General features: G+C 57.7%; 10 protein-coding genes. 6 read left to right on the top strand and 4 right to left on the bottom strand.

The annotated features are described in order from the left end of the window. The first annotated feature begins 11 nt into the window (after positions 1 to 11). Positions 12 to 1,484: an aldehyde dehydrogenase family protein gene (locus tag ACXUPB_RS18090; protein WP_179916910.1), complete on the top strand. Its 1,473-nt coding sequence runs from the start codon at positions 12 to 14 to the stop codon at positions 1,482 to 1,484. 27 nt (positions 1,485 to 1,511) lie between these two features. Here the strand turns inward: ACXUPB_RS18090 and ACXUPB_RS18085 are convergent, their stop codons facing one another. Together ACXUPB_RS18085 and ACXUPB_RS18080 are read right to left on the bottom strand one after the other, a co-directional pair. Further along, the gene (locus ACXUPB_RS18085) at positions 1,512 to 2,459 is read right to left on the bottom strand and encodes a hydroxymethylglutaryl-CoA lyase (protein ID WP_472953785.1); all 948 of its coding nucleotides are present in this window, start codon (positions 2,457 to 2,459) and stop codon (positions 1,512 to 1,514) included. Positions 2,460 to 2,470: 11 nt separating this feature from the next. Beyond that, positions 2,471 to 3,676, bottom strand: coding sequence for a CaiB/BaiF CoA transferase family protein (locus tag ACXUPB_RS18080; RefSeq protein WP_472953783.1), 1,206 nt, complete (start codon positions 3,674 to 3,676; stop codon positions 2,471 to 2,473). A 151-nt stretch (positions 3,677 to 3,827) separates the two neighbouring features. Here ACXUPB_RS18080 and ACXUPB_RS18075 point away from each other — a divergent pair, with 151 nt between their 5' ends. The 5 genes from ACXUPB_RS18075 (at position 3,828) to hpaI (ending at position 8,759) form a co-directional block, all read left to right on the top strand. After that, entirely contained in the window at positions 3,828 to 4,727 is a 900-nt protein-coding gene (locus ACXUPB_RS18075; protein ID WP_472953782.1) for a LysR family transcriptional regulator, read from the top strand. Positions 4,728 to 5,050: 323 nt separating this feature from the next. Next, positions 5,051 to 6,031: a TRAP transporter substrate-binding protein gene (locus ACXUPB_RS18070; RefSeq protein ID WP_472953781.1), complete on the top strand. Its 981-nt coding sequence runs from the start codon at positions 5,051 to 5,053 to the stop codon at positions 6,029 to 6,031. Between the two features lie 106 nt (positions 6,032 to 6,137). After that, a complete protein-coding gene (locus tag ACXUPB_RS18065; RefSeq protein WP_035561340.1) occupies positions 6,138 to 6,680 on the top strand; it encodes a TRAP transporter small permease in 543 nt (180 codons plus the stop codon). After that, positions 6,677 to 7,972 carry a TRAP transporter large permease gene (locus ACXUPB_RS18060; RefSeq protein WP_179916913.1) on the top strand — a complete coding sequence of 432 codons (1,296 nt, stop codon included), beginning with the start codon at positions 6,677 to 6,679 and terminating at the stop codon, positions 7,970 to 7,972. Before ACXUPB_RS18065 ends, ACXUPB_RS18060 begins: the two co-directional genes overlap by 4 nt. A gap of 16 nt (positions 7,973 to 7,988) precedes the next feature. Continuing rightward, positions 7,989 to 8,759, top strand: a complete 771-nt coding sequence (gene hpaI / locus ACXUPB_RS18055) for a 4-hydroxy-2-oxoheptanedioate aldolase (RefSeq protein WP_179916914.1) — start codon at positions 7,989 to 7,991, stop codon at positions 8,757 to 8,759. Between the two features lie 28 nt (positions 8,760 to 8,787). Here the strand turns inward: hpaI and ACXUPB_RS18050 are convergent, their stop codons facing one another. Together ACXUPB_RS18050 and ACXUPB_RS18045 are read right to left on the bottom strand one after the other, a co-directional pair. Continuing rightward, on the bottom strand, positions 8,788 to 10,215 hold the full coding sequence (locus ACXUPB_RS18050) for an FAD-binding oxidoreductase (RefSeq protein ID WP_035561351.1): 1,428 nt from the start codon (positions 10,213 to 10,215) through the stop codon (positions 8,788 to 8,790). Beyond that, positions 10,215 to 11,516: an L-fuconate dehydratase gene (locus ACXUPB_RS18045; RefSeq protein WP_035561354.1), complete on the bottom strand. Its 1,302-nt coding sequence runs from the start codon at positions 11,514 to 11,516 to the stop codon at positions 10,215 to 10,217. The genes ACXUPB_RS18050 and ACXUPB_RS18045 overlap by 1 nt, the downstream gene beginning before the upstream one ends. Positions 11,517 to 11,536 lie beyond the last annotated feature (20 nt).

The raw sequence follows: 11,536 nt of genomic DNA, 5'->3' as shown, positions 1-11,536 counted from the left end.
GAGCCTTAATCGTGTCTACGACATCTAAAATAGAACACGCTTCTATACTTGATAAGCAATTTATCAATAACCAGTGGGTCGCTTCAGCGGGCACTCGACTCCTCGATGTGATGAACCCTTACCGCGAAGAACGCATTGCTCAGGTTACTGCGGGAGATGCCGCGGATGTAGCCGCCGCCGTAACAGCGGCCCAGCAGGCGCAGCCTGATTGGCAGGCGTTGGGTGGTGCCGCACGTGCAGAGTATTTGGAAGGGTTCGCCGATGCACTGGAAGCCCGCCGTGACTCGATTATCACGCTGTCGGCGACCAACAATGGCAAGCCATTAGCGGAGGCGGGGATCGACCTGGAAGATGCTATTGCCTGCTACCGCTACTATGCCAAGCAGGCTAAAGCGTTGGATGCCCGTCAGGGTGAGTTAGTCAGTGTGGAAATGGGGGGTGTTGAAGCGCGTACCTATCATGACCCTGTGGGCGTGGTGGGGCTGATTGCGCCGTGGAATTTCCCACTCGTCACCAGCGCCTGGAAGCTAGCGCCTGCTTTGGCAGCCGGTTGTACCGCTGTGCTTAAACCATCCGAAGTGACACCGCTCCCTGAGTTAGTGCTGGCAGAAATCGCCCTGGAGATTGGCCTGCCCGCGGGTGTGCTCAACTTGCTTAACGGCGACGGTGAGGGTATCGGCGCACCGCTCACCAGCCACCCAGGCGTGGATAAAATCTCCTTTACCGGAAGTAATCGCGTGGGTGAAGCGGTCATGCAGTCGGCTAGTGCCCGCACCGCGAGCGTGTCGCTGGAACTAGGCGGCAAATCCCCCATTTTAGTGATGGAAGATGCCGACCCGGCGCAAGCCGCTGACTGGGTAATGGCGGGCATTTACTTCAATGCCGGACAAATCTGCTCAGCAACTTCGCGCCTGTTGGTACACGAAGACGTAGCGGAAGCACTCTATGCCGCGCTTGGAGAGCGAATGGATGCGCTAACGCTAGGCGACCCGCTAGCCGAAGGCATCGACTTAGGCCCGCTGACCAGCGCCAAACAGCGCGACGCCGTGCAACGCTATTTGGATCTGGCCGAACAGGAAGGACTGACAGTCGTGCGCGATGCGACGCACCGCACGTTGCCGACCCAGGGCTACTTCCTGGCCCCCACGCTTTATCGCGATGTACCGCTTGAGAGCCGCCTGTGGAAAGAGGAGATTTTCGGCCCGGTGCTCTGCGCCCGCAGCGTGACAAGTGAAGCCGAAGCGATTCGACTCGCCAACGACAGTGCTTTTGGCCTAGCGGCAACTGTCATCAGCGGTGACCCAGAGCGTGCCAAGCGCATTGGCCGTCAGTTGAAAGCCGGTAGCATCTGGTACAACAGCGAGCAACTCGTGCTACCTGAAACCGCCTGGGGCGGCTTCAAGCGTAGCGGCATTGGGCGTGAACTTGGCCCTTGGGGGTTGAGTGCTTATCTGGAAGTGAAGCATGTAATTGGGCCTGCCTAACCTCAGGTTTGAGCATTAGGCATGAAGTTATGGTATTGCATAACGCCGGGTCGATTTCCCGGCTTTGACCACCTGCCCCGGCACATCGTGGCCGATAAGGTTGGGGAGGGTGGCGGCGATCTCCAACAGTGCATCCAGGTCGACACCGGTATCGACGCCCATGGCCTCAAACATATGCACTAGGTCTTCGGTGCATACATTGCCCGTCGCACCCGGGGCAAAGGGGCAGCCGCCTAGCCCGCCTAAGGATGAGTCGAAGCGGCTAATGCCTGCCTGCCAAGCCGCCAGGGCGTTAGCTAGGCCCATGCCGCGGGTATTGTGAAAGTGCAGCGTGAACGGCGTTTCCGGCCAGCGCTCAAGCACGGCTTCACATAAGCGTTTGACCTGGGCAGGGTTGGCCATGCCGGTGGTATCGCAGAGCGTGACGCCCTGAATGCCAAGGTCAATCAGCTTTTCAACAAGCTCCAGCACTCGCGCTTCAGGAACGTCGCCTTCAAAGGGGCAGCCAAAGGTCGTCGAGAGGGAGGCGTTGATAAACACGCCGCTATTTGTACTGCTATCGAAATGCTTGCTGACCTCCAAAATCGCCGCGAACTGCTCTAGCGACTGCTCCGGCGTCATGCGCAGGTTGGCCAGGCCGTGGCTATTGCTGGCCGACATCACCAGATTGATCTCATCCACCTGGCAGGCGAGCGCCCGCTCGGTGCCCTTGACGTTGGGCACCAGCACGGTGATATCGACCCCTTCCCGGCGCTGAATGCCGGTCACCACTTCAGCGGCATCGCGCAGGTTGGGGATCGCTTTAGGCGACGTGAATGACGTTGCTTCGATACGCCGTAGGCCAGTGGTAGAGAGCGCATCGATCCAGCGGATTTTCTCTTCCGTCGGCACAAACCGCGCTTCTATCTGCAGGCCGTCCCGAGGGGCAACTTCGTTGATCTCGATTTTGGTGGGGCAAGGTGTTACCAACTTCATAAAAACACTCCCTAAATAATGCCCGCTTGGCGCAGCTTGGCGCGGGTTTCGTGATCAATACCCAGCTCATCCAACACGTCGTCGGTATGCTGGCCAAGGGTGGGGCCGCCGTCGCCGATTCGCCCTGGCGTAGCGCTAAGCTTTGGCAATACGCCGGGTACTTTTAGCGGTTTGCCATTAGGACGTGTAAAGGTTTGAATCATCTCCCGCGCCAAGTAGTGAGGGTCAAAGGCGATATCTTCGGCCGTGTAGGGGTAGCCTGCGGGCACACGGGCGTCATCCAGGGCCTGCAGAATGGCACCCCGTGGGCGCTCTTCCGTCCACGTTTGAATCGCAGCATCAATCATCTCGGCTTGCTGGCTGCGCCCATCGTTATAGGCCAGGGCCGGGTCGTTGGCTAAATCTTCACGGCCAATCACGCCCATCAGGCGCTTGAAGATACTGTCTCCATTGCCAGCTATTAGCACGTAATCACCGCCTTGGCAGCGGTAGGCGTTGGAGGGCGTAATCCCGGGCAGGGCGCTGCCGCTCGGTTCGCGAACCTGGCCGCTGGCATCGAATTCTGGCAGCAGGCTCTCCATCATCGCAAACACCGACTCATACAGCGCGACGTCGATCTCTTGACCCAGACCGCTGCGGTTGCGCTCCTGGAGTGCCAGCAGGGTACCAATCACGGCGTAGAGCGCGGAAAGCGAATCACCGATACTCACGCCAACGCGCACCGAAGGCTCGCCCGGCTGGCCGGTGAGATAACGCAGTCCGCCCATGGCTTCGCCTATGACGCCAAACCCGGGCTTGTCCCGGTAGGGTCCCGTTTGCCCATAGCCGGAAATATGCACCATGATCAGCCGTGGATTAAGTTTGGAGAGTACTTCCCAGCCTAATCCCCAGTTGTCTAGCGTGCCGGGGCGGAAGTTTTCCACCACCACGTCAGCCTCAACGGCGAGTTGGCGCACCAGCTTTTGGCCCTCTTCACTGCGCAAGTCCAGCGCCACCGAGCGCTTGTTGCGGGTTTGCACATGCCACCAGAGCGAGGTGTCATCCTCTATCATTCGCCATTTGCGAAGTGGGTCGCCGGTGCCTGGTGGTTCGATTTTAATCACATCGGCACCGAATTCACCCAGTAGTTTGGTGGCGAAAGGCCCCGCAATCAGTTGCCCAAGCTCAAGCACTTTCAAGCCTTGGAGCGGAAGCTGGCGGGCTTCGGGAGCATTCATTAAGGCTTTCCTCTATTTATCGTTATCATCATTTATTGTCAGCTTGCGTGAGCCGATCCAGAGCGACAATTAGGCAATCAGTAACAAAGGGTTCGTGGTTAGCGAAGGGGTGCGTTAGCATAATCCGTCTGTCCTTTGGGAGTCATGTGTCATGCGCCGCTTCGATTTTGTCACCCTCAAGCTGTTTATTTCCGTAGCGGACGAAGGCCGCCTGACCGCTGCAGCCGAGCGAGAACACTTAGCACTCGCTGCAGTGAGCAAGCGAATAAGCGATCTGGAAGCGCTGGTCGGCACGACGCTGCTGTATCGCCGCCCGCGGGGTGTGGAGCTCACTCCTGCGGGCCAGGCGTTTTTGCACCATGCTCGGCGCATTATGGATAACATCGAGCGCCTACATGCGGAACTCAGCGAGTACGGAGAAGGCGTACGCGGCCATGTGCGTATCCACTCCAATACCTCGGCGATCATTGCTTTTCTCCCTCAGGATCTCAGTGCCTTTACCCGCCTCTATCCTGAAATCAAGATTGATCTGCAGGAGCGAGTTAGCAGTGAAATCATTGCCGCCGTGCGCGATGGATTGACCGATATAGGCATTTTCGCCGGGCATGTGCCAGCGCCAGACCTTCAGCAACTCTCTTATCGACATGACCGTCTCATGTTAATGACGCCCATGGATCACCCCTTGGCTGAGCGTGAAAGCATCGCTTTTAACGAAGCGCTGGCCTTCGATTTTATTGGCTTACAGCAGGACGCCTCGCTGCAATCACTGTTGAATGAACAAGCTAACCTAGCAGGCAAAGCGCTGCGTATGCGCATTCAGGTACGTAGCTTTGACGCTATTTGCCGGATGATTCACCACGGTATGGGCGTTGGCGTACTCCCCGAGCAGACCATCTATCGTGATCTGGGGGATTTGCAGCTCAAAAGCATCCCGCTTAGCGACCCTTGGGCCCAGCGTGAGCTGGTGATTGGCATGCGCCGCTACGCCTCGTTGCATGTGACGGCGCGGCATCTGGTCGATCACCTCACCCAAAAAGCAGTTGAGAGCTAGCTGCAGAAGTCTGCAAATGGCTTCGTGTTTTGTGAAAGCTGGCAAATATTTTGTGATGGCAAAATGCCTTGAGCGGTGACGCTGAAGTATGCCTTCACAGCCTATCGAGAGGGCTGTTGAAAGAGCAGCGAAGGCGGTCAGGTATTCATCTTTGGTCGTATGGCCGCAAGCGCCTCGGTTAAAAAGCGCGTCATACCGGCGTTTCTAGCCATCGTATTTGACGAAGCCAGCCTTCTTGAACGTCGATTTGAGCCCCTCGACGGCTTGTTTCAAGATCGAACTAGCAACACATCCAATAACGACAACCGTAGAGAGTGCATCCCATGCGGAAACAACTGTTTGCCACGCTGGCTACCCTAGGCATGCTAACGACGGCCCCGTTCGTTTTAGCTAACCCCATCGAAATTCAAGTTAACAACACCATGAGTGAAGGCGGCTCGGAAAGCGCCGCGGTGGAACGCTTTGCTGAGTATCTAGAAGAGCAGGCGCCAGGCCGCTTTGAAGTGCGTCCCTTTTTGGCGGGCTCTCTTGGCGGTGAAAATGCTGTTTTGGAACTGCTAAACCTGGGCCAAACCCAGCTCTCCCTGACCGGTGGTAACTGGCGTCAACAGTATGCGCCTGAATACGACGCCATTACGGTTCCCTTTGTGTTCACTACTTGGGATGAAGTCGACGCCTATATGGAGAGTCCTTCCGGCCAAGCACTGGTCGAGAAAGCAGAAAGTCAGGGCGGTCTGAAGTACTTTGGTCTGCAGCACCGCGGGCCCCGCCACATGACCGCCAATAAAGAGATCCACTCCCCAGATGATCTGGATGGCTTCCGCCTGCGCCTGCCTTCGTTGCCGGTATGGTTGGAAGTGTGGGAAGAGATTGGGGCTCAGGTAGTCAACGTACCGGCGCCAGAGATTTATCTCGCCATGCAGACCGGCCAGGTCGATGGCCACGAGAACTCGCTCTCCTCGCCTTATACCCGTCGTCTATGGGAAGTGCAGGACTACCTGATCATGACCAGTCACGTGCAGTTTCCGTGGAGCTGGGTAGCTAGTTCTCGTTGGTGGGATGGTCTAGAAGAGGAAGATCAAGCGCTGATCGAAGAAGCCATTGAGGTGGCACGCCAGTACGGGTCAGAGCAAGAACGCGATCTCGATGAGTTCTATCTGGAAGCCCTGCAGGATGAAGGCATGACCGTCATTGAGCCGGATGTTGCGCCTTTCCGCGAGGCAGCGTTACCGGCTATCGATCGTGTCATGGCTGACATGGCCGAGGGCGTTCGTGAAGATGCGCTGGGTAACGACAGCGAGTAAAACGCGCTGGACAGAAATTGCGGCGGCCCATCGGGCCGTCGCTTTTCTTCATTATAAATAAGTTTTCATGTAAGACTAAAAAGCAGTCAGGGTAAGGAGTTCTCCAGTGGAAGACGCGGTAGCGCCCAGTAAGGGGCCAGATCGAATTGCTTTCTATACGCTGCGCGGCGTTACACGCCTGTGCGATGGGGTGGGCGTGGCGCTGATGGCAGCCATTCTGCTGCTGATCGTGGCGGCCGTGATTGCCCGTGACCTGCTGGGGCTGGGGATGCCCTGGACCGAAGAGGTGGCGTCTATGCTGGCGATTTACGCGATTGGCTTCGGGTCGCTATCCGCCTGGGTACGCAGCGAGCATCTGGTGGTCGATTTGTTCAGCCATAAGCTTTCCGGGCTGGGTAAGAATATCCAGTACCGGCTCACTGCGCTGATCTCCTGCGGCTTTTTTGCACTGGCCGCCTGGGGGGCTTGGATCATGTCGGACATGAGCGCCAACAATAAAACTGTCTCGTTAAGTATCAGTTTCAGCTACCTCTATTACGGCATCTTTTTCAGCTTTGTGGGCATGGCGCTGATTGCCTTTTGGCAAACGTTGCGCGGCCCGGTGGCGTGGTTGGAAACGTCCCATGAAGAGGAGGTCTCTCAACCATGACCGAACTACTGATTTTCGTCGGTGGCTTGTTAGTTCTGATGGCCATTGGCTTGCCCGTGGTGGTCGCCATTGGCGTGACCTCCTTTATCGCCTTGGTAGCGACCGGTACCGGCGGGCTACCCGTCGAGTTACTCCCGCTGCGCATGGTGCAAACCCTCAATAACTTTACCCTGCTGGCGATTCCGCTGTTTATTCTGGCCGCCAACATCATGAATATTGGCTCCACCACCACGCGGATTTTTGATTTTGCGACTGCCTTAGTAGGTTTTACCAAGGGTGGCCTGGGTCACGCCAACGTGGTGGCCAGCTCCATTTTCGCCACGATGTCGGGCACCGCGGTGGCCGATGCTGCCGGGCTGGGTAGTATCGAAATCAAGGCGATGAAAGAGCGTGGCTACGAGTTGGGTTACTCAACCGGCATCACTGCCGCCTCTAGCGTCATCGGGCCAATTCTGCCGCCCAGTATCGCGCTCGTCGTTTATGGCTGGCTGGCCAATGTGAGTATTGGTGGGCTGTTTATGGCGGGGCTACTGCCGGGTATCTTGATGGCACTGCTGCTGATGGGAATGACCGTGCTGCTGTCTGCCAGCGGTAGGGTGGTGATGCCTAAACCCACGCCTTTTGACGCCTGCGAAGTTGTCCGCACCGGTAAACGCGCTATTTTGCCTTTGATGATGCCAGCGATTATCGTCGGCGGTATTTGGGGCGGTTTCTTCACGCCCACCGAAGCGGGCGCTATTGCCTCGCTCTACGCGATCATTCTAGGTGGACTGATCTACCGCGATTTGAATTGGAAGGATCTGTTTAACGCCTTCAGTCGCACGCTGATGTTCAGTGCAGTTATCCTGCTGATTATTGCGGTCTCCAGCTTTTATGGCTGGATACTGGTGCGCATGGGCATTCCTCAGGCGTTAGCGGGTCAGGTCGCCAGCATCGATATGCCGATGTTTGCGCTGCTACTCTGTTTTGCGCTGTTCTTCCTATTGATCGGTTGCTTTATGTCAGTGATCGAAAGCATCCTGATTTTTACCCCCATTGTGGTGCCCGCAGCGCTAAGCGCCGGATTAGACCCTGTTCACTTCGGTATCGTGATGGTGATCACGCTATCGGTGGGGGTCATTACGCCGCCATTTGGCACGGTGCTGTTTTTAATGGTGGGCATTACCCGGCTGCGTTATGGCCAAGTGGTGACCGCGATACTGCCGTTCTTGCTGCCGATCATTGCGACCATTTTGCTGTTGATCGCCGTGCCTGGATTGGCCACTTGGCTGCCAGATATCATGGGGTACTAATTCAGAAGGAGCCCGTATGAAAATGCCGCACAACGCGTTTAAGCAACTGCTACTGGCGGGCCAACCCCAAACGGGCATTTGGCTTGGCTTGACCAGTGCTTATACCGCTGAGATTGCCGCCACGGCGGGCTTCGACTGGCTGTTGATTGACGCAGAACATACGCCTAATGATCTCGCCAGCCTGCTTGCTCAGCTGCAGGCGCTGGCCCCCTATCAAAGCCACCCGGTGGTTCGCCCGCCCACCGGCGATGCGGTATTGATCAAGCGTTACCTGGATATTGGCGTGCAGAACCTGCTCATCCCCATGGTCGAGACCGCCGAGCAAGCGGCTGAGTTAGTGGCGGCTACGCGTTACCCACCCCAGGGTATTCGCGGCGTTGGTCATGTGCTGGCACGCGCCTCGCGTTGGGGGCAGGCAGAAGATTACCTCTCCCGCGCTGATGACGAAATCTGCCTCATGCTGCAGGTGGAGAGCCCCCAGGCGCTTGCTAACCTGGAGGCTATCGCTGCAGTAGACGGTGTCGATGGGGTGTTTATTGGCCCGGCGGATTTGTCGGCGTCTATGGGGCATCTCGGCAATGCCAACCACCCTGAAGTGACAGAAGCGATTAGTGACGCCATTAACAAGATACGCGCTGCGGGGAAGGCAGCGGGTATCGTCACGGTGGATGAGCAGGCAGCCCGCGGCTATCTCGCCGCGGGCTGTACCTTCGTTGGTGTCGGGATTGATACGCTGCTTTACGCCAATGCGCTGCGAGGTCTAGCGGAGCGGTTCAAGCACGAATGAACCAAATAGTGGTGAACCATGCTGGGGATTACTCCCCAGCAGCAGGCAAAATCCTTCCTGGGTTCATCAATCCTTTGGGGTCGAATAGCGCTTTAACGCCGCTGACCATCTCCCGCTCAATCGGCGATAGCCGCGCCAAATAAGGTGCTTGCTTGGTGCGGCCAATGCCATGTTCAGCGCTGATGCTGCCCTGGAAGTCATCCAGCACCTCAAAAAGACGCTCTTCAAGCTCGTGCAGATGGGCTTTCTTATCGCTATCCGCCATTGCCGTGGGCGGTAGGATATTGAAGTGCAGATTGCCGTCGCCCACATGGCCGTAGGCAATAATGTCGCACTCGGGGGACGCCGCCATCACCACCTCGCTTGCCCGGCTAACGAAGTCCGGAATCGCCGAAATGGGTACCGAGATATCGGTGCGCAGATGCTCGCCGCGCCGCCGTTGACCTTCCAGCATACTTTCACGGAACTGCCACAGCTGGGCGGACTGGGTGTCGCTAGAGGCTAGCGCACCATCCAGCACCAGCTCGCGCTCCATGCCGGTTTCCAGCAGCGCTTCCAGCAAGGCGGTAAGGTCCACGGGGCCTGTGGCGGCGACTTCCATCAGCACGTACCAGGGGTAGGCGCTATCCAGCGGATCGCGTAGCTCGGGCGTCGCTTCAATTGCCAGCTCGATGCAGCGGCGAGGAATCAGCTCAAAAGCCGTTAGCAGATCGCAGCACTCTCGGCGAGCCAAACCGTAAAGGTCAATGACTGCCTGAACGGAGGGCAGTCCCAGCAGCGCCGTCCGGTTTTGGGTTGGGCGCGGTGATAGTTTTAACACCGCGCCAGTGACGATACCCAAGGTACCTTCACTACCCAGAAACAGCTGTTGAAGGTCGTAGCCGCGATTGTCCTTATGCAGCGCACTTAGGCTCTCCCAGATACGCCCGTCGGGGAGCACTACTTCAAGGCCCAGCACCAGCTCGCGCATCATGCCGTAGCGCAACACGTTAAGCCCGCCCGCGTTGGTGGCGATATTGCCGCCAATCTGACAACTGCCTTGAGCCCCTAACGAGAGGGGAAAGTCACAATCATGATCAAAGGCGGCCAGCTTAACGTTTTCAAGGATACAGCCCGCGTCTACCGTGATAGTGAAGTTGACCGGATCAATGGCCCGCACATTGTTTAGGCGTTCCAAGCTGATCACCAGCTCCTGACCACTGGCGGCAGGCAAGGCGCCTGCCACCAGGCCGCTATGGCCGCCCTGAGGCGTCATCGCGATCCCTTGTTGATAGCAGCGCTTTGCAACCTCGGCGACTTCAGCGGTATTAGCTGGGCGAGCCACGGCCAACGGCATGCCCAGCGTATCGCCTGCCCAGTCGCTAACGTAGCGCGCCATGGCGTGCGGTTCGCGCAGTAAACCGCGCTCGCCGAGCAGGCTGGTTAACTCATTTAAAAAGGTGGTGGTGTCGGTCATTAACGCTCTTCCTGCCAGGCTGCGCCTTCGGGGAAGCGGTGCTGTGCTTGGGATTCTGCGTGCATGGCAATGCTGTAACCCGGCGCCTCAGGCACTTGGTAGCGGCCACGGTTGATGACTACCGGGTCGATAAAGTGCTCGTGAAGGTGGTCTACGTACTCCAGCACGCGGCCTTCAAGGCTACCGGATACCGCGATGTAGTCGAATAGCGAGATATGTTGGGTGTATTCGCAGAGCCCAACGCCGCCGCCATGAGGGCAAATCGGTACGCCGAATTTAGCGGCCATCAGCACCACCAGAATGACTTCGTTGAGCCCGCCCAGGCGCGCCGCATCGAGCTGACAGTAGTCGATGGCATCCGCCTGAAAGAACTGTTTGAACATTACCTTGTTGTGGCAGTGTTCGCCGGTGGCGACACCAATCGGCGCCACGCGGTGGCGGATCTCGGCGTGGCCGAGAATGTCGTCAGGGCTGGTGGGCTCTTCGATCCATAGCGGGTCAAACTCGGCCAGGCGGCGCATTTTGGTGATCGTCTCGTCGACTTCCCACACCTGGTTGGCGTCCATCATTAGCACGTTGTCCCAACCGATCTCATCGCGCAGCAGCGCTGCACGGCGGGCGTCTTCTTCGATGTCGCCGCCAATTTTCTGTTTGAAGTGCGTCCAGCCTTCGGCCAGCGCTTCACGCGCCAGGCCGCGCACTTTCTCGTCGCTGTAACCCAGCCAGCCCGCTGATGTGGTGTAGCCGGGGTAGCCGTCACTGCGCATTTCTGCTTCCCGTGCCGCTTTGCCGGATGACTGGCGGCGTAGCAGGCAGATCGCTTCTTCTGGCGTTAATGCATCCGTCACAAATCGGAAGTCGAGACAGTGCACCAGCTGTTCGGGCGTCATATCCACCAGCAGTTTCCATACCGGCTTGCCTTCTTTCTTCGCCCACATATCCCACACGGCGTTGACGATGGCGGCGGTCGCCAAGTGAATCGCGCCTTTATCGGGCCCAATCCAGCGTAGCTGGCTGTCGCCGGTGATTTCCCGCCAGAAGGTGCCCATATTGTCGGTTATCGAGGAAAGTGTTTTCCCTTCAATCAGCGGCGCCAGCGACTGCAGTGCCGTGACGACAATCTCGTTACCGCGACCAATCGTGAAGGTCAGACCGTGCCCTTCGGGGCTGCCGTCATCGGTGTGTAGGATGACGTAGGCGGCGGAGTAGTCCGGCGCGGCATTCATGGCATCCGAGCCATCCAGCGAGCGCGAGGTGGGGAAGCGAATGTCTTGAATCTCGACGCGAGTAATCGTTGTCATTGTGCTCTCCTTGGCGTGGT

The sequence above is a fragment of the Vreelandella sp. DA03-1M genome, assembly GCF_055725665.1.
Note: the sequence above shows the minus strand (reverse complement) of the source record. Positions and strands in the feature narration are given on the sequence as shown.

Bases quoted from the DNA above. Each gene is read 5' to 3' on its own strand.
- ACXUPB_RS18085 (WP_472953785.1), bottom strand. From the start codon at position 2,459: ATGAAGTTGGTAACACCTTGCCCCACCAAAATCGAGATCAACGAAGTT.
- ACXUPB_RS18080 (WP_472953783.1), bottom strand. From the start codon at position 3,676: ATGAATGCTCCCGAAGCCCGCCAGCTTCCGCTCCAAGGCTTGAAAGTG.
- ACXUPB_RS18075 (WP_472953782.1), top strand. From the start codon at position 3,828: ATGCGCCGCTTCGATTTTGTCACCCTCAAGCTGTTTATTTCCGTAGCG.
- ACXUPB_RS18070 (WP_472953781.1), top strand. From the start codon at position 5,051: ATGCGGAAACAACTGTTTGCCACGCTGGCTACCCTAGGCATGCTAACG.
- ACXUPB_RS18060 (WP_179916913.1), top strand. From the start codon at position 6,677: ATGACCGAACTACTGATTTTCGTCGGTGGCTTGTTAGTTCTGATGGCC.
- hpaI (WP_179916914.1), top strand. From the start codon at position 7,989: ATGAAAATGCCGCACAACGCGTTTAAGCAACTGCTACTGGCGGGCCAA.
- ACXUPB_RS18050 (WP_035561351.1), bottom strand. From the start codon at position 10,215: ATGACCGACACCACCACCTTTTTAAATGAGTTAACCAGCCTGCTCGGC.
- ACXUPB_RS18045 (WP_035561354.1), bottom strand. From the start codon at position 11,516: ATGACAACGATTACTCGCGTCGAGATTCAAGACATTCGCTTCCCCACC.